Origin of the sequence: Pseudomonas phoenicis (genome assembly GCF_047302395.1) — a bacterium.
Lineage (GTDB): Bacteria > Pseudomonadota > Gammaproteobacteria > Pseudomonadales > Pseudomonadaceae > Aquipseudomonas.
Genome location: NZ_CP154852.1, coordinates 2,415,452 through 2,434,824 on the forward strand (window position 1 = coordinate 2,415,452; position 19,373 = coordinate 2,434,824).

General features: G+C 65.0%; 17 protein-coding genes. 10 read left to right on the forward strand and 7 right to left on the reverse strand.

Features of this window, described 5'->3' with window-relative positions; translation table 11 throughout:
• Positions 1 to 75 precede the first annotated feature (75 nt).
• Positions 76 to 1,014 (reverse strand): FecR domain-containing protein, encoded by a 939-nt coding sequence (locus tag AA0Z93_RS10850; RefSeq protein WP_413048935.1) that lies wholly within the window; start codon positions 1,012 to 1,014, stop codon positions 76 to 78.
• 181 nt (positions 1,015 to 1,195) lie between these two features.
• On the opposite strand from AA0Z93_RS10850, the gene AA0Z93_RS10855 reads away from it, so the two are divergent.
• The 4 genes from AA0Z93_RS10855 (at position 1,196) to AA0Z93_RS10870 (ending at position 5,853) form a co-directional block, all read left to right on the forward strand.
• On the forward strand, positions 1,196 to 2,419 hold the full coding sequence (locus tag AA0Z93_RS10855; RefSeq protein WP_413048934.1) for an MFS transporter: 1,224 nt from the start codon (positions 1,196 to 1,198) through the stop codon (positions 2,417 to 2,419).
• A gap of 197 nt (positions 2,420 to 2,616) precedes the next feature.
• Positions 2,617 to 2,745 (forward strand): hypothetical protein, encoded by a 129-nt coding sequence (locus tag AA0Z93_RS10860; RefSeq protein WP_413048933.1) that lies wholly within the window; start codon positions 2,617 to 2,619, stop codon positions 2,743 to 2,745.
• Between the two features lie 121 nt (positions 2,746 to 2,866).
• The gene (locus tag AA0Z93_RS10865; protein ID WP_413048932.1) at positions 2,867 to 4,042 is read left to right on the forward strand and encodes an MFS transporter; all 1,176 of its coding nucleotides are present in this window, start codon (positions 2,867 to 2,869) and stop codon (positions 4,040 to 4,042) included.
• Positions 4,043 to 5,016: 974 nt separating this feature from the next.
• Positions 5,017 to 5,853, forward strand: a complete 837-nt coding sequence (locus AA0Z93_RS10870; RefSeq protein WP_413048931.1) for an RHS repeat-associated core domain-containing protein — start codon at positions 5,017 to 5,019, stop codon at positions 5,851 to 5,853.
• Between the two features lie 244 nt (positions 5,854 to 6,097).
• On the opposite strand, the gene AA0Z93_RS10875 is transcribed toward AA0Z93_RS10870, so the two are convergent.
• From AA0Z93_RS10875 to AA0Z93_RS10895, 5 genes are all read right to left on the reverse strand, one after another.
• Positions 6,098 to 8,572, reverse strand: a complete 2,475-nt coding sequence (locus AA0Z93_RS10875) for a TonB-dependent siderophore receptor (protein ID WP_413048930.1) — start codon at positions 8,570 to 8,572, stop codon at positions 6,098 to 6,100.
• Between the two features lie 93 nt (positions 8,573 to 8,665).
• Positions 8,666 to 9,628, reverse strand: a complete 963-nt coding sequence (locus tag AA0Z93_RS10880; protein WP_413048929.1) for a FecR domain-containing protein — start codon at positions 9,626 to 9,628, stop codon at positions 8,666 to 8,668.
• Positions 9,621 to 10,136, reverse strand: a complete 516-nt coding sequence (locus tag AA0Z93_RS10885) for a sigma-70 family RNA polymerase sigma factor (protein WP_413048928.1) — start codon at positions 10,134 to 10,136, stop codon at positions 9,621 to 9,623. Before AA0Z93_RS10885 ends, AA0Z93_RS10880 begins: the two co-directional genes overlap by 8 nt.
• 259 nt (positions 10,137 to 10,395) lie before the next feature.
• Positions 10,396 to 11,628 carry a TIGR03862 family flavoprotein gene (locus tag AA0Z93_RS10890; RefSeq protein WP_413048927.1) on the reverse strand — a complete coding sequence of 411 codons (1,233 nt, stop codon included), beginning with the start codon at positions 11,626 to 11,628 and terminating at the stop codon, positions 10,396 to 10,398.
• Between the two features lie 376 nt (positions 11,629 to 12,004).
• A complete protein-coding gene (locus AA0Z93_RS10895; protein WP_413048926.1) occupies positions 12,005 to 12,919 on the reverse strand; it encodes a histone deacetylase in 915 nt (304 codons plus the stop codon).
• 323 nt (positions 12,920 to 13,242) lie between these two features.
• Between AA0Z93_RS10895 and AA0Z93_RS10900 the strand changes: the two genes are divergently transcribed.
• The 6 genes from AA0Z93_RS10900 (at position 13,243) to AA0Z93_RS10925 (ending at position 18,656) form a co-directional block, all read left to right on the forward strand.
• Positions 13,243 to 13,812 carry a GNAT family N-acetyltransferase gene (locus tag AA0Z93_RS10900; protein ID WP_413048925.1) on the forward strand — a complete coding sequence of 190 codons (570 nt, stop codon included), beginning with the start codon at positions 13,243 to 13,245 and terminating at the stop codon, positions 13,810 to 13,812.
• Positions 13,813 to 13,906: 94 nt separating this feature from the next.
• Positions 13,907 to 14,776: an acyl-CoA thioesterase II gene (tesB, locus tag AA0Z93_RS10905; RefSeq protein WP_413048924.1), complete on the forward strand. Its 870-nt coding sequence runs from the start codon at positions 13,907 to 13,909 to the stop codon at positions 14,774 to 14,776.
• Positions 14,773 to 15,363: an HAD family hydrolase gene (locus AA0Z93_RS10910; protein ID WP_413048923.1), complete on the forward strand. Its 591-nt coding sequence runs from the start codon at positions 14,773 to 14,775 to the stop codon at positions 15,361 to 15,363. The genes tesB and AA0Z93_RS10910 overlap by 4 nt, the downstream gene beginning before the upstream one ends.
• A gap of 346 nt (positions 15,364 to 15,709) precedes the next feature.
• On the forward strand, positions 15,710 to 16,822 hold the full coding sequence (locus AA0Z93_RS10915; protein ID WP_413048922.1) for an ABC transporter substrate-binding protein: 1,113 nt from the start codon (positions 15,710 to 15,712) through the stop codon (positions 16,820 to 16,822).
• On the forward strand, positions 16,819 to 17,880 hold the full coding sequence (locus tag AA0Z93_RS10920; protein ID WP_413048921.1) for a FecCD family ABC transporter permease: 1,062 nt from the start codon (positions 16,819 to 16,821) through the stop codon (positions 17,878 to 17,880). The genes AA0Z93_RS10915 and AA0Z93_RS10920 overlap by 4 nt, the downstream gene beginning before the upstream one ends.
• Positions 17,877 to 18,656, forward strand: a complete 780-nt coding sequence (locus AA0Z93_RS10925; protein WP_413048920.1) for an ABC transporter ATP-binding protein — start codon at positions 17,877 to 17,879, stop codon at positions 18,654 to 18,656. Before AA0Z93_RS10920 ends, AA0Z93_RS10925 begins: the two co-directional genes overlap by 4 nt.
• Here the strand turns inward: AA0Z93_RS10925 and AA0Z93_RS10930 are convergent.
• Positions 18,653 to 19,312 (reverse strand): hypothetical protein, encoded by a 660-nt coding sequence (locus tag AA0Z93_RS10930; RefSeq protein ID WP_413048919.1) that lies wholly within the window; start codon positions 19,310 to 19,312, stop codon positions 18,653 to 18,655. The two genes, AA0Z93_RS10925 and AA0Z93_RS10930, sit on opposite strands and share 4 nt — an antisense overlap.
• Positions 19,313 to 19,373: the final 61 nt, after the last annotated feature.

A 19,373-nucleotide genomic window follows, 5' to 3' on the forward strand; every position in this document is an offset into this window, starting at 1 on the left:
TTCGCCGACGCCCCTGTCAACACTCCCTGTGAAAAAAATCCGCACGCTTTCAGAAACTTAGGCCAATGCCCTCGATCATCGCACCAGCAACCACTGGCCGAGCACGTCGTGCAGCTGCAATCGCTGATCGGCGGCCAGGCGCTGAAGGGTATCGGCAGGGCGGTCCAGGTCGAAGTCGCCGCTCACCTGGCGGTGGGCCGTCTGTTCGTCCAACAGCCACAGCCGTTGCCCCTGGTAGCTCGCCAGACGCTCCAACACCCGACCCAGCGGCAGATCCTTGGCGATCAGGTGGCCTTGGCGCCAAGCGTCGGCGGTCTTCGTATCGATCTTTTCCGCCTGGTACAGGCCCTGGCCGTCGAACGTCAGCCGCTCGCCGGTCGACACCAGACGCTGCTCGCCATTCTGCTGCACCACCGCCTTGCCGTTGAGCACCTGCACTTCGTCGTGATCGGCATGCCGAGCGATCAGCAGGCGCGTACCGAAGACCTGGATACGTGCCTCGCCCACTTGCACATCCAGTTCGCGGCCGTCCAGGTTCACCTCCAGCGACACCTGGCCCTGCACCAGTTGCAAATGCCGCACGCGGCCGCGCAGGTCGAGGTTCATCGCGCTGGCGCTGTCCAGGTGCAGTGTGGAGCCTTCGCTCAAGCGCACCGTGCGCCGTTCGCCGGCATCGGTGTGCAGTTGGCTGGCCTGGCGCTGCGCCCACGGCCAGTAGAGGTAGGCGAGGGCGGTCAGGCTCAGGATGAACAACATGCCCAGGCAGATGCCCAGGCGGCTCTTGCGCAGTGTCATCACCTGGGGGCGCGGGCGTGCTTGCACGGGCACAGGCTGTAACCGGTGCAGGCGGGCTTCCAGGCGGGCATAGGCCTGGGCGTTGACCGAGTCGCTGCGCCAGGCGTCGAAAGCCTGGCGCAGGTAGATGTCGCAGTCGGGATGTTGCAGCAAGGCGAACCATTCCAAGGCATCTTGATCGGGGTCGGATTGGTGCTGCAAGGCGGGCATCGGGCTCATCGATCGGGCGGCTCGCAAAGGACGTGGGGAAGGCCGGAGCGGCAGTGGGCAATGTGCCAGCGATGCTATTTATATTGAGAACCATTTGCAAGTACGTGCCGGATGGGTGGTAAAAAAGGTAGCTAAGTAACGAGTTGTTTCCGGATAATCGACCTCCACTCCGCCCACGGACGATCCGGCCATGGCCAGCAGCAGTACGCAGACCTCCACCGCCCCCAGCCCGACGAACCCCGCCAATAGCCTGGTGGTGTCGATCATCGGCTTCTGCGCCCTGGCGCATTTGATCAACGACCTGATCCAGTCGGTGCTGCCGGCGATCTATCCGATGCTCAAGGTCAACTACGACCTGAGCTTCACCCAGATCGGCCTGATCACCCTGACCTTCCAGGTCACCGCCTCGCTGTTGCAGCCCTGGGTGGGCTTCTTCACCGACCGCCGGCCGACGCCCAACCTGTTGCCGTTGGGCACGCTGTGCACGCTGGTGGGCATCGTCATGCTGGCGTTCGTCGGCAGTTTCGCCATGATCCTGCTGGCTTCGGCGCTGGTCGGCATCGGCTCCTCGACCTTCCACCCGGAAACTTCGCGCATCGCGCGCCTGGCCTCGGGCGGGCGCTTCGGCCTGGCGCAGTCGACTTTCCAGGTCGGCGGCAACACCGGTTCGGCTTTCGGCCCGCTGCTGGCGGCGGCCATCGTCATCCCGTTCGGGCAGACCCACGTGGCCTGGTTCGGCCTGGCGGCGCTGTTCTTCTTCGGCGTGACGCTGAAGCTGCGCGGCTGGTATGCCCGGCACTTGAACCAGGCCAGGGCACGCAAAGCCGTTCCCGTGACCCACGGCCTATCCCGTGGCCGGGTGGTCGGCGCGCTGGTGATCCTGGGGCTGTTGGTGTTCTCCAAGTACTTCTACATGGCCAGCTTCACCAGCTACTTCACCTTCTACCTGATCGAGAAATTCGACCTCTCGGTGGCCAGTTCGCAGTTGCACCTGTTCCTGTTCCTCGGCGCGGTGGCGGCAGGCACCTTCTTCGGCGGCCCCATCGGCGACCGCATCGGACGCAAGGCGGTGATCTGGTTCTCGATCCTGGGCGTGGCACCGTTCACCCTGGCGCTGCCCTACGCCGACCTTTTCTGGACCACCGTGCTCAGCGTGATCATCGGCTTCATCCTGGCCTCGGCCTTCTCGGCCATCGTGGTCTATGCCCAGGAACTGGTGCCCAACAGCGTGGGCATGATCGCCGGGATCTTCTTCGGCCTGATGTTCGGCTTCGGCGGCATCGGCGCGGCGCTGCTGGGCTATGTGGCCGATCTGCGCGGCATCGAGTACGTGTACCACCTGTGCTCGTTCCTGCCGTTGTTCGGCTTGTTGACGGTATTGTTGCCTTCCACGAAGAAGGCTGCGAGCAAGTAGGCCGATGGCGCTGTGGCCCAGCGCGCAGGGGTGGACCGAGACGATGTTGGCATCCACCGCCTGCGCCCGCCACGCGCATGATGCCCCCGCTCGTCGACCCGGGTCCCGCCAGCGCGTCCGATTGACGGGGCAGGGCGGCTGGCCTAGAGTCGCGGCTCCTGCCCCTTTCTACAGCACACCTCATGCGCCGCTTCTCCATGCCTTCGCTAGCCTGCCCGCCTGACCTCCAGGCCCGCTATCGCGCCTGGCCGAGCGACACGGTGCTCAAGCGCCGGCGCAGCGTGCTGTTCGCCTTCACCTTCTCGCCCCACCTGCACCTCGTCTGATTCGCGCTGCCGAGCCGTAAGCGGTTGGCTGCGCCCGTGTCCGCACTTTCGAGTGTCGGCCGATGGAATCTGTGCGGCCCGTGCCTGTGGGCCGCCGAACGTGTCTTCGAGGAACGATGTGATGAACCTGCGTTTGTTGGTGGGGCTGCTGTTCGCCGTCTCGGTGGTGGGTTTCAGCCTGGGTGCGACCTTGCCGTTGGTGTCTCTGCGTTTGCAGACGGCAGGTGCCAGCACCCTGGAAATCGGCATCGTCTCGGCGATTCCTGCCGCAGGTATGATGCTCTCGGCCTTTCTGGTCGACGCCTGCTGCCGGCACCTGACCCGACGGGTCATCTACCTGCTTAGTTTCGGCCTGTGCATGGCTAGCATCGTTTTGCTCGACTGGGGTTTCGCCACGCTCTGGCAACTGGGCCTGCTGCGTCTGATGCTGGGGTTGGGCATGGGGGTGGCGATCATCCTCGGCGAATCGTGGGTCAACGAGCTGTGCCCGGAGCACAACCGCGGCAAGATCATGGCCTTGTACGCCACCTGCTTCACCGGCTTCCAGGTGCTGGGCCCGGCGCTGCTGTCGCTGCTGGGCGCACAGAGCCCGTGGCTGCTGTGGTTGGTCAGCGGGTGCTACGGCCTGGCGCTGCTGTGCATCGTGCTCAGCGTACCCAACGACCGTGTGGCGCATCCCGAAGACGACGTAGGCTTCGGCCTGGCCGGGTTCTTCCGGGTGGCGCCGGCGTTGTGCATGGGTGTGCTGTTCTTCTCGTTCTTCGACGCCGTGGTGCTGTCGCTGCTGCCGATCTATGCCACCGGCCACGGCGTGGCCGTAGCCGTGGCGGCGTTGATGGTGACCGTGGTGTTCGCCGGCGACATGCTGTTCCAGCTGCCGCTGGGCTGGTTGGCCGACCGGGTCGAACGTACTGGCTTGCACCTGGCTTGCGGCATTGTGGCGATGCTGATCGGCTTGGCGCTGCCATGGCTGTTGCAGGCGCAATGGTTGCTGTGGCCAATGCTGGTGCTGCTGGGCGCAGTAGCGGGGGGCATCTATACCTTGGCGCTGGTGCTGATCGGCCAACGCTTCAGCGGCCGCGATCTGGTGATGGCCAATGCCAGCGTGGGCTTGCTGTGGGGCATCGGTAGCCTGGTCGGGCCGCTGGTCAGCGGCGCGGCGATGACGGCCGCGCCGCACGGGTTGCCGGTGGCATTGGCGCTGATGGCGGGGTTGTTCGTGGGATTCGCCTGGCGCGCTTGTCGGCACAGTCCGAGCCGTGCCGAGTTGGCTCAGGCTCTGTCTGAAAAGCCTTGAGACTCGGTTACGCTGCTTTAAAACAGCCCGGTGGGCGGTCGCGTCGGAATGCTCATCTACGCCAGTAAACTCCGCTTCCTCGGCTGTTTTCGCGTGGCCGCCATCGGCCTTGTCTAACTTTCACTCAAGACTTTTCAGGCAGAGCCTAGGCGATCGAAGTACCTGACTCTCCACCTACACATGCCAAGATGAGGTTGGCTCGAATGCGGGATTCAGCGGCCTTTACGCTGGCGGGAGCGACGAAGCCGTTCGATGTGCTCTTCGTCGCTCAGCTCAATCGGGGCAGCAGGTCGGCCGGCTTTCATATAGTTGCTCCAGAGCTTTTTATGCTGAAAGCCTAGACCGCAATATGAGTTTTGCTTGCGAAACATCACACTAGGGTCTGTACGAAAAGTCTTGAGACGCCGGCCAGGCAAGGCCGATGGCGGCCCCGCGAAAACAGGCGAAAAAGCGGAGCGTACTGTAGTACGTAAGCATTTTGTCGGGGGCGCCCAGCCCGGGCTGGCGATCCAGTCTGTTTTCAACGCAGCATGGCCAAGTATCAAGGCTTTTCGTACAGAGCCTAGGTAAATACGGACATGGGCGTTGCAACAATGAGGCCGTATGTGATGCGGCCTGGCGCGCTGTAGTTATGGTTGCCAGTGTTGGCCTGTCGGGACCAAAGTTGCCCGTACCTCAGGGCAGGCGAGGCGGCGTGGCGGTGGTGACGGCGGTCGAGCACGCACATCAAAGTCTGGAAAATCCTATCTATCGGCTTCTACCAAACGCCACTCGTGCAAACGGGTTGAGCGCACGTTCGGTGAGCTAAGCGGACTTCTTGAGTCGTGGCACATTCTGCTGTGCTCGCGAAGTCGGGCGTTGGTTGCAGTGTTGGTCAGAACCGTGCTCAGGCGGTTGACTATCAAATCTGTCAGTTGCGCGATCCGCCCAAGTGTCGAATAGTCATCGTCGTGTAAGACGATGGGGAAATCCAAATGGCGGTTACTATCCGTGGTATGAGTAAGCAGGCCTTTCAGGGTGTAACAGTGAGTTATTCGCCTTACGGAAACTATGCTATTACTTGCAAGCAGCGCGCCAGCCTTGGATACGACGGCGAATACCTCGATCCTCACACTCAATCCTATTTTTTAGGGCGAGGCTATCGCAGCTACTCCCCAAGGCTGATGCGCTTTGGAAGCCCTGATAGTCTGAGTCCTTTCCTGCGAGGTGGAATAAATGCCTACGCTGCGTTTGGCAATAATCCTATAGGATGGACGGATCCAGACGGCCATGCGCCTCAGAAACCCAAGAACATGCAGTTCTATAAGGATAAGGCGACCTTGTTGAACAGCTCTCCTGAAGCGACCAGCGCTCGACAAGTCGTCAGAAAAAAACATGACCTATCGAAAATTCCAGTGCTGGAGGATTCTGAACCGCATGAGTATGCTGAGTACTTGAAGCAATTTCGAGCCATGACCGATGTTTCTGATTCGTCCTTTCAAGTTATCGTCCGTGGCTCCCAAGTCAAGGCTATTCGGAAACCTCACAAATTTGTTTTTACTCGCGATGCGGAGCTGATTACGGGTGATGAACGGTCTGTCGAGTTCGCTCACCCAATGCTTAACTTTTTCTCTGAAAAAAATCCAGGTGTGATCTCTGCAGGTTATATTACTTGGAAAGATAAAGATAATAGTGTGAACGTCTCGGATTACTCAGGCCACTATTACCTAAGCGCCGCCGGTCGAACGACGGGTGAACCCGTCGTTTCCTACTTGAATGCGTTAGGGTTGAAAGCGAAGCTGGTCAGGTCGCAAGGGGTGATGCCCCAATGAATCCTCCGCCCTGCGCCGGGAGCAGACAGCTGATGCATACAAACCGCTAAAAATTTCTTGGACGAAAATAAAAACCACATGATGTGAATTGGCAATGTATGTGCTCGCCTACCGAGCCCGTTCCAAATGGGTGAAGAACGGGCTGCTTTGGGGCTGTATCACGGCCCTGGCAGATGAGCTCCAGCGCTGAATATTACTCAGCAAACGTCCATTTTTTGTCTCATGCTAGTTCGCACAAGCTGCTTCAAAATGTGCCACGCAGCGTCACCGACACGTTGCGCGGATCGCCCCAGTAGTAGCCTGTGGCGGTCGGGGCCACCTGGCGGTAGTACTTGCGGTCGAACAGGTTGTTGGCGTTGAGCTGCACCGAGTAATGCTCGTCGAAGCGATAGTTGACCAGCGCGTTGTACACCGCGTAGCCCGACTGCGATGCCTCCACCGCGCCGCTGCGGTTGTAGATGCTGCTCTGCGCCTGCACGCCGCCGCCCACGGTCCAGGCATGCAGTTCGCCCGGCAGGCGGTAACTGGTGAACAGGCGCAGCATGCGCTTGGGGTCGGTGGTGCGGATGGCGTTGCCGGTGTTGCTGGTGGTGTCCTTGAGGTATTCGGTGGTGTTGTAGGTGTAGCCGCCGCCCACGTTCCAGTCGGGCAGCACCTCCCCGGAGATTTCCAGTTCGAAGCCCTGGCTGCGGTTCTTGCCCGCCGCGACCTTGCAGTAGCCGGTGGCATAATTGGGCAGGCACGGGTTGGGGCCGCTGATGTCGTCCAGGGCGTTGCCCACCTGGTAGATGCGGAACAACGCCAGCGAGGTGTTCAAGCGCCCTTCGTAGAACTCGCCCTTGATGCCGGTCTCGTAGGCTTCGCCGGTCACCGGCGCGAGCACCGAGCCGCTGACGTTGGTGGCGGTCTGCGGGTTGAAGATCTCGGTGTAGCTGGCGTAGGTGCTGAAGTTTTCGTTGAGGTCGTAGATCAGCGCGGCATACGGCACCACCTCGTTGTCGACGCTGAACTTGCCGCTGCTGCGTACGTTGTTTTCCTGCTCGTAGTCGTACCAGTTGGTGCGCGCGCCGACGATGGCGGTGAGCGAGTCGGCCAGGGAAATGCGCCAGGTGGCGTAGGCGCCTTCCTGGGTGGTGCGGGTGCGTACCGGGTGTGCGGTGACGGGAATCTTCGGGTTGGCCAGGCTGGTCTTCGGGTCCCACTGGCGCAGGTCGAACAGGCCCGATTGGGTGTTGGCCGTGGCCGAAGCGTAGGAGTCGTTGCGGATGCGCTCGACGCCGAGCATCAGTTCGTGGGTGCGGCCGAACAAGTCGAACGGGCCGTTGAGGGTGGCGCTGAGGTTGTTCTGCAGGCTTTCCCCACCGTCGCCTTCGACCACCTGGTAGCTCATCAGATAGGGGTTTCGGGTCGGGTTGCTGTCGCCAGCGGCGCGGGTGATGTAGGTCTGCTTGAAGCCGTCGTCGGCCAGTTCGAAATGGGTGCGCTGGGCCATCAGCTTGAGCGACCAGTCATTGTCGAAACGGTGCTCCAGTTCGGCGAAGGACTGCAAGTTGCTGCGGTTCCAGCGGTTCCAGTCGGCGCCCAGGTAGGTGCTGCGGCCCAACGGCAGCGGTTTGCCGTCGTAGTCGGCGGGCAGGTTGCCCCAGGCGCCGGTGGCATCGAGTTTGGTCCATTCCAGGCCTGTGGTCAGCGTGGTGCTGTCGGCGAGGTCGAAGGCCAGCACGCCGTACAGGACCTCTTTGCGTTCACTGCGCGAGTCCTGGAACAGGTCGCGGTCGTCGTGCACGGCGATCATTCGGCCACGCACGCTGCCGGTTTCGGTCAACGGCCCGGACAGGTCGGCCACGTAACGTTGGCTGTTCCAACTGCCGAGGGTGACGCTGCCTTCGCCCTGGAACTCGGCAGTGGGGCGTTTGCGCACCAGGTTCACGGTGCCGGACGGATTGCCGGCGCCACGCAACATGCCGGTGGCACCGCGCAGGATCTCCGCACGGTCGATGATCGCCGCGTCGCTCTGCACGAACGAGCCGCCGCCGCTGCCTTGGACCACGGTGGCGCCGTCGTACTGGATGGCGTCGATCGAGTAGCCGCGCGAGTAGTACTGCACCCGCTCGCTGTCGAACAGGTTGACCACCACGCCTGGGGTCTGCTCCAGCAGGCTGGTGAGGTTGGTGATGTTCTGGTCCTTGAGGCGCTGGCTGGTGACCACGGTCACCGACTGCGGCGTGCGGCGCAGGCTTTGCGCGGTCTTGCCAATGGTCACCGCACCGGTGGTGTAGGAACCGGTGTTTTCCGTGGTCACGCCCAAGTGGTTGCTGGAAATGCTGGTAGCGCCCAGTTCCAGCGCGCCGCCCAGGTCCATGGCCGGGATCAGCAGAAAGCTGTCGTCGCCCTGGGCTTGGGCTTGCACGCCACTGCCTTGCAAGAGGATCGACAGCGCTTCGGCGTTACTGTGGCGGCCCTGGACGCCCGGGCTTTGCTGGCCTTGCAGGCTGGAGGCGTCATACGACAGATTGAGCCCGCCTTGGCGTGCCAGTTGATCCAACGCGCCAGCCAATGGCCCGGGCGCGATGCGCCAGTCGCGCGGTTGAGCCTGCTCGGCGGCTGCGGCGTAGCCGATCGGAGACAGGCCGGCGGTGCCGGCCAGGGTCAGACCGAGCAAGGCCGCGCGCACGGCGCCGTACAGTCGATCATGGCGGAAGAAGGCGGGGTGCATCATGAAACGCTCCTGAAGGTTGAGACCACTTTTCGGGCTTTATTCCTTCAGGCCGCACGAGAATGAGATTCCACCTCATTTAATTTCACGTTTTTTTCACACCTGCCCGACGTTCACCCAATAGCGGGTGCGGTAGTGCACCTGGATAGGCAGGTTGCGGGCGAGCAGACGCAGGATCTGGTCGGTGTCGGCCAGCTGATAGGTGCCCGAGACCTTGAGCTCGGCCACGGGGTCGGCGCAGCGCAGGTAACCGGGGCGGTAGCGCGACAGTTCGTCGAGGAACGCGCGCAGCGGCACCTGCTGCACGCTGAGCACACCGTCGGTCCAGCCCCAGGGGTCGACCTGCAAGTGCGCCGTCTGCAAATGACCAGCGCGGTCGAGTTGCCAGACCGTACCCGGGGTGAGCGCGCGCAGGCCATCGCCGACCCCGGTCAGGGACAGCTCGCCGCGCTTGACCGCCAGCAGCAGCCCCTTGGCGTCTTCGCGCAACAACACCTGAGCGTCGCGGGTCTCGAACTGACCGAAGCGGGTGGCGATATGGAAGGGGCGGGGGTCCTGAGCATTGCTGTCGAGGCTGACCTCGCCATGCAGCAAGGTCAGCTGGCGTTGCTCGGCGGTGAAGCGCAGATCGATGGCGCTGTCTGTGTTGAGCTGGATACGGCTGCCGTCGCTGCCATGCAATCGGCGCCGTTCGCCTGTGGCGGTGCGGCTGTCGGCCAGCCACTGGTTCAGCCCCAGCGGCTCGCGCCCGGCCCAGCCCACACCCGCGGCCATGGCCAGTACGCCGAGCAGTTTGAGCTGGTCGCGGCGGGTGATGCGCTGGCGATGCGTGCCTTTCAGGGTGTTGCGGCTCAGTTCGGCCGGCAGGCCGGCCAATTCGTCGCCCAGACTGCTGACCCGTTGCCAGGCCAGCGCATTGTGCGGGTGGCTGCCCAGCCATTGCTGGAACTGCCGTTCGACCTGTGGAGCGGGGCGGTCGTAGCGTAACCGCACCAGCCATTGGATGGCCTGGTCGACCTGGGCCTGGCCGGGCGTCGGGGCAGGTGCGCGCTCAGGCATCGGCGTAGCGCAACCGATAACAGACACTCAAGGCCCGGGCCAGGTCGCGTTCCACCGTGGCCCGCGACACACTCAAGCGCTCGGCGACCTGCGCGATGCTCAAGCCATCGAGCTGCGCCAGCAGAAACGCCTGGCGTGCGCGGGGTTTGAGGCGGTGCAGCGCTTGGTCGAGGCGTTCGAGGGTATCGAGGATCACCAGCCGCGCTTCTTCGCTGGGCACTTCATGTTCGGGCAGGTGGGCCAGGCTTTCCAGATAGGCCCGCTCCAGGGCACGGCGGCGCAACTGGTCGATCATCAGGCCGCGGGCGATGCTGCTGAGGTAGGCGCGCGGTTGCTTGAGCGGCGCCGCCTGGCGTGCGCGCAGCAGACGTACGAACGTGTCTTGGGCGAGGTCCGCAGCGTTGTCCCGACAGCCGACCCGCGCCCACAGCCAGCCGCGCAGCCAGGCGTGGTGAGTTCGGTAGAGCAGATCGACCTCGGCCGGTTGCAGCGTGTGATTGACCTGCATGACGATGAAAGCCCAGAGTGGAATGGAGGAATGATTGTTAATCGTTCTCAATTCTATGCGGGCAGCTTGGGATCGGGCAATGGTGCCCCTTGATTAATTGACGATCAGCGAGCGAGGGCGTATCGGTCGCAGGTTTGTCCGCCCTGGGCTATGAGGCGGCTTTCGATGCGGTCGTTGACGTCACGCAGGGTGAGCGGTAGCAGCGTAGAAGCCGCGAAATGCCTACGGCGACTCTATGAACTGACCGAAGGGCCTGCGCTCATAAGCCCAACCAGCGCAACGCACCACGGCCGGCACGCACACCGCTGGCGAAGCAGGCGGTCAGCAGGTAGCCACCGGTCGGGGCCTCCCAGTCGAGCATTTCCCCGGCGCAGAACACGCCGGGCAGGGTCTCGAGCATCAAGTCGGCGTTCAGTGCTTCGAAGCGCACACCGCCAGCGCTGCTGATCGCTTCATCCAGCGGGCGGGTGCGCACCAGGGTGATCTCCAGTGCCTTGATGGCCGCCGCCAGACGGCTCGGGTCGGCAAACACAGCGGTGTCGGTCAACTCGCGCAGCAGCCCGGCCTTGACCCCGTCCAGGCCCAATTGACCGCTGAGGTGCTTGGCCATCGAACGCGAGCCGCGAGGCCGCGCCAAGGCCTGGACGATCTTGTCCACAGGCTTGTCGGGCAGCAGGTCGAGCAGCAGCGTGGCCTGCCCGTCGCGCTCGATGGCCGCGCGCAACGACGCCGACCAGGCGTACACCAGGCTGCCTTCCACACCCTGGGCGGTGAGGATGAACTCGCCTTTGCGCGGCGCGGCACCGGGTACCGACAGGGCGATGTTCTTCACCGGCGCGCCCGCATGTTTGTCGCGCAGCAGCTCGCTCCAGCCCGTCACCTCGAAACCGCAATTGCTCGGCCGCAGCGGCGAGGTATCCACACCCCGGGCTTGCAGCCATGGCACCCAGGCGCCATCGGAACCCAGGCGTGCCCAACTGGCGCCGCCCAACGCCAGCACCACGGCGTCGGGCCGCACGTCCCGTTCGCCTGCGGCATCGACCATGCGCAAGCTGCCGTCGGCGTTCCAGCCTTGCCAGCGGTGGCGGGTGTGGATGACCACGCCGGCCTCGCGCAGCCGCTTGAGCCAGGCGCGCAACAGCGGCGCGGCCTTCATGTCGCTGGGAAACACGCGCCCCGAGGTGCCGACGAAGGTGTCGATGCCCAGGCCATGGATCCATTCGCGCAACGCGTGGGCGTCGAAGTCGTGCAGCAGCGGCTGCAAGGCGTGCTGGCGTTCGGCGTAACGCGCCAGAAAGGCAGGCGCGGGTTCGGAATGGGTGATGTTCATACCGCCCACGCCGGCCAACAGGAATTTGCGCCCTACCGACGGCATGGCGTCGAACACCTCGACCGCTACCCCTGCCGCGGCCAGGACTTCGGCGGCCATCAGCCCGGCAGGGCCGGCACCGATCACGGCAACGCAGGGGGCTGGGCGGGGAATGTCGGTCATGATCGATGGCAAGCTGTGGAAAAGAGGGCCGGCATTCTACCCCAGCACGTACGCGGGTGGCACTGTACGAAAAATATACAGGGTGCTGTAGGCCACGATCCGTAAGGGCTGCGTGGCCTTTCCCGCAGGTTATCCACAGTCGGTTCCACAGTGATTGTGGGTAAAGAGCGACAGTCATTGCCCCGAGACGGAATGCGTGTGCGCTTTTGGGCCTAAGCGGAAGACTTGTTTATCGATGAACGAACGCCGATTGTGGATAAGCGAGCCGAACAAGCCATTCCAGCAGGCTGTACAAAAAACGTACAAGACGCCGCAGGCTTTGATTCATATAGGCTACAGCGCTTTTCCAGCAGCTTATCCACAGCCGGTTCCACAGTCATTGTGGGTAAGCGAACACCCGTGCCGCGCTGTGGTGAAGGATGCCATGGCGGCGGGCAAGCGCGGCGCGGTCCTTACTGTAGCCGCCGCCGATCACGCCCATCACCGGGATGTCGCGGGCCAGACAGCGGCGCAGCACGCATTCGTCCCGCGCCGCCACGCCGGCGTCGGTCAGTTGCAGGTAGCCGAGCGCATCGTCCTTGTGCACGTCCACCCCGGCGTCGTAGAGCACCAGGTCCGGCTGGTACAGCGGCAGCAGGTAGTCCAGCGCCTGCTCCACCACCTGCAGGTAGGCCGCGTCGCCCATGCCGCGCGGCAGCGGGATGTCCCAGTCGCTGTCGGCCTTGCGCGCCGGAAAGTTCTGCTCGCAGTGCAGCGACACGGTGACCGCCTCGGGCGTGTCTTGCAGGATGCGCGCGGTGCCGTCGCCCTGGTGCACGTCGCAATCGAAGATCAGCACGCACTGCACGCGCCCGGCTTCGAGCAGATAGCGGCTGATGATCGCCAGGTCGTTGAATATGCAGAAGCCGGCCGGATGGTCGTAATGGGCATGATGGGTGCCGCCGGCGAGGTGGCAGGCGACGCCGTGGCGCAGGGCCATTTCGGCGGTCAGCAGCGAGCCGCCCACCGCACGCACGGTGCGTCGTGCCAGGGCTTCGCTCCAGGGCAGGCCGAGGCGGCGTTGGTCCTCGCGGGACAGTTCGCCGTGCAGGTAACGGTCGATGTAGGCCGGGTCGTGGGCCAGGGCGAGGATGTCGCGGGGGCAGATCTCGGGGCGGATCAACGCTTCGTCATGGGTCAGGCCGCTGTCGACCAGGTGATCGCGCAGTAGGCGGAATTTGTCCATCGGAAAGCGATGCTCGGCGGGGAACTCCGGGCTGTAGTCGTCGTGATAGATCAGCGGCAGGGGCATGGTCAGCTCGTGGGTAGGCCAGTGGTCATCTTGCCAGTTGGGCGGCGGTGGCGAACAGCGTAGGCGCGCTGCGCAGCGACGGGCCATGGGCCCAGGTCCGGCACTGTACGTGTCGCGGGTCGATGGTGGGGCCGGTTTCGGACCGAGCGCGCAGCGATCTGCGTCTGGTTCACGCAGGGTCCACGTTCGTCGTCCCGGTCACATGCCCGCTTCGCGGCCTTATCCACAGGCTAGCTGACGGCGCTCAGCCTTTTACCCTACGCTTGCCCTATCGGCCCGCGCACTACGCCGTAGATTGCACCGCCGTTCTCCGGAGCCTCGCCATGACCCTCATCGCCACCTTGGAAAGCCCGCGCCTGATCCTGCGTCAGTGGCGCGACGAAGACCTCGACGAGTTCGCCGCGCTATGCGCCGACCCGCAGGTGATGCGCTACTTCCCGGCACCCCTGACGCGTTTGGAGGCCGCCGCCCTGATGGGCCGCCTGCGTGGGCACTTCAACGAATACGGCTTCGGTCTGTGGGCGCTGGAGCGCAAGGACAGCGGCGCCTTCATCGGCATGACCGGGCTGCTCAACGTCACGTTCGACGCACCTTTCACGCCGGCGGTGGAGGTCGGATGGCGCCTGGCGCGGCGCCATTGGGGGTTGGGGCTGGCCAGCGAAGCGGCCTGGGCCTGCCTGCGCTGCGCCTTCAGCCAGTTGCGTCTGGACGAGGTGGTGTCGTTCACCACGGCCAGCAATCTGCCGTCGCAAAAGGTGATGCAGGCCATCGGCATGCAGCTCGACCTCGGTGGCGCTTTCGACCATCCGCGCCTGCCGGCCGACCATCCGCTGCGGCCACATGTGCTGTACCGCATCGACCTTGCACAATGGCTGCACACCGTGCGCGCTTGAAGGGATTGGATGCGGGGTGGCGCCGACAAACCCTGTATCATTCCTGCCCATGAAACGCCGAAGTGCGGACACGCCTTGCTAGGAGAAACAACCGATGAGTGAAGTGCTGGACGACCTGGTCGACCTGCTGAGCCTGGAAGCGATCGAAGAAAACCTGTTCCGTGGCCGCAGCCAAGACCTGGGCTTCCGCCAACTGTACGGCGGCCAGGTGCTGGGCCAGTCGTTGTCGGCCGCCAGCCAGACGGTCGAAGACGCCCGTCACGTGCACTCGCTGCACGGCTACTTCCTGCGCCCGGGCGACGCCAGCATGCCGGTGGTGTATTCGGTCGATCGCGTGCGCGACGGCGGCAGCTTCAGCACACGTCGGGTCACGGCGATCCAGAAGGGCCAACCGATCTTCACCTGCAGCGCCTCGTTCCAGTACGACGAGGAGGGTTTCCTGCACCAGGCGGCGATGCCCCAAGTGGCGGGGCCGGAGAACCTGCCGAGCGAGCTGGAGCTGGCCAGCACCCTGGCCGACCACCTGCCCGAGCGGCTGCGGGAAAAGGTCTTGCGGCCCAAGCCCATCGAGATCCGCCCGGTGACCGAGCGCGACCCGTTCAACCCCACGCCCGACGATCCGGTCAAGTACGTCTGGTTCCGCGCCGACGGCACCTTGCCGGACCTGCCCGCGCTGCACAAATACCTGCTGGCCTATGCCTCGGATTTCGGTCTGCTGACCACCTCCCTGCTGCCCCACGGCAAGTCGGTGTGGAACAACGACATGCAGATCGCCAGCCTCGACCACTCGTTGTGGTTCCACGCCAACCTGCGTGCCGACGAATGGCTGCTGTACGCCACCGATAGCCCCTGGGCCGGCAACGCCCGCGGCTTCAACCGCGGCAGCATCTACAACCGCGCCGGCCAACTGGTGGCGTCCTCCAGCCAGGAAGGGCTGATCCGCCACCGCAAGGATTGGGCATGAAGCTGCAAGACATCCGCCACTGGGTCTTCGACATGGACGGCACCCTGACCGTGGCGGTGCATGATTTTGCCGCCATCCGCGTGGCCCTGGACATCCCGCCGCAGAGCGACATCCTCGGCCACCTGGCCGGACTACCGGCCGACGAGGCCGCCGCCAAGCACGCCTGGCTGCTCGAACACGAGCGCGACCTGGCCCTGGGCTCGCGGCCGGCACCGGGCGCCGTGGCGCTGGTGCGCGAGCTGGCGGGGCGCGGTTGCCGCCTGGGCATCCTCACCCGCAACGCGCGCGAGCTGGCCCACGTCACGCTGCAGGCCATCGGCATCGCCGAGTGCTTTCCCAAGGCGCATATCCTGGGCCGCGACGAGGCCGAACCCAAACCCAGCCCCGAAGGCTTGCTGCATATCGCCCAGGCATGGAGCGTGGCGCCGGCCGAGATGGTGATGGTCGGCGATCACCACATCGATCTGGACTGCGGGCGGGCGGCGGGCACGCGCACGGTGCTGGTCAACCAGCCGCACAACGCCTGGCCGGAACTGGCCGACTGGCACGCCGCCGATTGCCGGGCGTTGCAGGGGCTGTTGGGATGAGCTGACGCGGACCTTGCAAGTGCGAAGGGGGCCTGTTCGATAGCCGTTCCAGCGCGCGCCGCATAACTGACGGGCATCACCCACAACCGCTCAGGTCGATGTAACTGCATGTAATGGCACTGCCTGCGGTGGCAGACCATTACATTCCCGCCAAGCCGCGATAGAAGGCAAGTCTTTAGAATGGCGCCGCTCGAATGCGATTCATTCGCTATGGCGCTGTCTGGCACGAACGCGTGCGCATGAATTCGCCATTGCCCACACGTGCCCGCGGATCGCACGCCCCCTGCGCGTACGGCACTCGAGCGCTGCGGCATCCGCCGCCGTCCACCGACCTGGAGTTCCGCCCATGAACCGCACCCCCACCTGGCGGCGCCTGCTGCCGTTGCTCGCCATCGTCTGTTGCTGGCTGGGCCTGGCCACGCCAGCCAGCGCAGTCGAAGTCACCGATGTCCTGGGCCGTACCGTCAAGCTCGACCACGCGCCCCAGCGCATCGTGCTCGGCGAAGGCCGGCTGTTCTTCGCGCTGGCCTTGCTCGACCGCGACAACCCATTCCAACGCGTGGTCGGCTGGCAGAACGACATGCGCCTGCTCGACCCGCACACCTATGAGGTCTACGCCAAGCAGTACCCGCAGATCGCCAAGCTGCCGCTGATCGGTCAGGCGTCGGAGCAGAGCGTCAGCGCCGAGCAGATCCTGGCACTCAAGCCGGACCTGGCCATCTTCAGCATCGCCGGCGAAGGCCCGACCCAGCACAGCCCGGTGGCCGACCTGCTGGCCAAGGCCGGCGTTCCGGTACTGTTCATCGACTTCCGCGTGCAGCCTATCCGCAACACCCGGGTCAGCCTCGAAGCGCTGGGCACCTTGCTCGACCGCAAGGCCCAGGCACAGGCCTTCCTCGACCTGTACGACCGCCACCTGCAACGCGTCGAGCAGGCTGTCGCCGGCATCGAAGACAGCGAGCGGCCCAAGGTCTTTCTCGAATTGCTGCCCGGCGTCTGGCAGGCGCCGGGGCATACCACCGGCAAGAGCGGCTTGGGCAGCGTGGTCGACGCCGTGGGCGGACACAACATCGCCGCCGAGGTGATCCCCGGCGCTTTGGGCGACGTCAGCGTGGAATACGTGCTGCAACGCGACCCCGACGTGTACATCGCCACCGGCAACCGTGCGCCGGGCGTGCTGCTCGGCGCAGGCGTGTCCCAGAAGACCGCACAGGACAGCTTGGCGCGCATCACCGCACGCCCCGAGTTCGCCCCGCTGCGGCCGATCCAGCAGGGCCAGGCCCATGCCCTGTGGCACGACTTCTACAACTCGCCGTTCAACATCCTGGCGATCGAAGCCATGGCCCGCTGGATCCACCCCGAGCGCTTCGAGGAGCTCGACCCACAGGCGACCCTGGCCGAGATCAACCAACTGCTCAAGGTCGATCTGCAAGGCAGCTACTGGATCGACGCGAAATGACGGCACAGCCCTCTGGCGACGCGCTACTGGCCGCCGCACGCTATCGCCGCCTGCTGTGGCGACGCACCTGGCTGGTCGCAGGTCTGGCGCTGCTGCTGGCGCTCGCCGTGCTCGGCGACCTGGCCAGCGGCGCTTCAGGCATGGGCCTGGCGCAACTGCTGCACGGCGTGTTCGACCCGGCCAGCCTCAGCGCCACCGAACGGGTGATCATCTGGAACGTGCGCCTGCCCTATGCCCTGATGGCCGTGCTGGTGGGCGCGGCGTTGTCGCTGGCCGGCGCGGAAATGCAGGCCATCCTCGACAACCCGCTGGCCAGCCCCTTCACCCTGGGCGTGTCGTCGTCGGCGGCGCTCGGTGCCTCGCTGGCGATCGCCTACCCGCTGGGCGTCGCATGGCTGGCGCCCAGCGTGCAGGTGCCCTTGATGGCCTTCGTCTTCGCCTGCCTGTCGGTGCTGTTACTGCAGGCGATGTCACGCCTGCGCGGTGCCGGTGTGCAGAGCCTGGTGCTGTTCGGCATCGCCCTGGTGTTCAGCTGCAACGCGCTGGTGTCGCTGTTGCAGATGCTGGCCAGCGAAGACGTGCTGCAACAACTGGTGTTCTGGACGCTGGGCAGTCTGGCCCGGGCCAACTGGGATTCGTTGACCCTGCTGGCCATCGTGCTCGCCGCCGTGCTGCCGTTCTCGCTGCGCGCCGCACCGGCCATAACCCTGCTGCGCATGGGCGAAGACCGCGCCCGCAGCTTCGGCGTGGACACCCGCCGCCTGCGCCGCGCCTCGCTGCTGCGCATCAGCCTGCTGGCGGCCACGGCGGTGGCGTTCGTCGGCACCATCGGGTTCGTCGGCCTGGTGGGGCCGCACATCGCACGCTTGCTGGTGGGCGAGGACCAGCGTTTCCTGCTGCCGGCCAGCGCGCTGGTCGGGGCCTTGCTGCTGGCGCTGTCGTCGGTGGCGAGCAAACTGATCCTGCCGGGCATGATCGTGCCGGTGGGCATCGTCACCGCCTTGGTAGGCGTACCGGTGTTCGTGGCGCTGGTGTTCCGTAGGGGGAGAAACCTGTGAGCCTGTCGATCGACGAGCTGTACGTGGCCTATGGCGCACGCGGGGTCATCCAGGGCCTGAGCCTGCCGCCGCTGCCCAGCGGCAGCCTGGTGGCGCTGGTCGGCCCGAACGGTGCCGGCAAGTCCACCTTGCTGCGCGCGCTGGCCGGGCTGGAACCGATGAAAGGGTCGGTGACCCACGACGGCGTCGACGTGACCCAGTTGAATTTCGCCGAGCGTGCCCGGCGCCTGAGCTACATGCCCCAGCAACTGCCGCCCGGCATTGCCTTGGGCGTACTGGAAAGCATCATCGTCGGCCTGCGCGTCGGCGGCGCCGAGCATCCCGCCGCCCTGGCCTTCGAGGCGCTGCGCCAGTTGGGCATCGAGCACCTGGCCGATCGCGGGCTCGACGCGCTGTCGGGCGGACAGAAGCAGTTGGTGGCGCTGGCCCAGCTGTTGGCGCGCAACCCCCAGGTGCTGTTGCTCGACGAACCCACCAGCGCGCTGGACCTGCACTACCAGCTGCGGGTGATGGACGCGGTGCGCCAACGGGTGCAGGCCCAGCGCCTGCTGGCCGTCGCCGTGCTGCACGACATCAACCTCGCCGCCAGCCACGCCGACACCCTGGTGATGCTCGACCGGGGCCGCGTGGTGGCCTGCGGTACCCCGGAAGACGTGTTGCGACCGGCGCTGCTGGCCGAGGTGTACGGGGTGCAAGCGCGGGTCGAACGCTGCTCGCGCGGGCGGTTGCAGGTGCTGGTCGATAGGGCGGTGCTGCAACCCAAGGGCGCTGCCTAGCGCGCTTGCAGAGCGTCCAGCTGCTGCTGGGCGTGGGCGGCCATACGGTAGGCGTCCAGCATGGCGGCGATCTCTTCGATGTTCAGGCGACGGCCGTTGCACATCAAGCCGGCCGAGTTGATGCGGATGTGCGGCGTGGGCTTGGCCAGGGCCATGGCCTGGTTGCCGAACAACTGGAACGTGGCACGGTGCTTGGGCAGTGGGGCGCCGGGGCGCAGGGTCAGCTTTTGCAGGGTGGCCATGCCTTCGTCCTTGACGAAGATCTCGGCGATGTCGGTCAGCTCGACCGGCGCGTCCAAGGTGTCGACCGTCAACTGCCGGCGATTCAAGCGCATGAACACGGCCTTGCCGGCGTTACGGTGCTGCCAGGTCAGCGCGAGGAAGATGACCACCATGACCAGGGCGAAAATCGTCATCTTGTTGCTGCCGGCATGAATGCCGTACCCCATCATGATCAGCGCGCCCAGCAGCAGGATCGGCCCCCATACCTTGAAACGCGTCGTGTTGGTGAACTCGCTCTGTTCCGGCACCTGGGCGATGACCGCCTTCAGTTCGTCGACCACCTGCTGGCGGCCGGCCGCCTGGGCCTGGCTGTGCTCGCGGGTCAGCGACTCGGCCAGGTTGGCCAATGGATCGGGGTTCTGGGGTGTGCTCATGGTGGGGTTTCCTGATGGCGGATGAAGATGATGGGCGGCCGCCGGACAGCGGCCTGGGAAA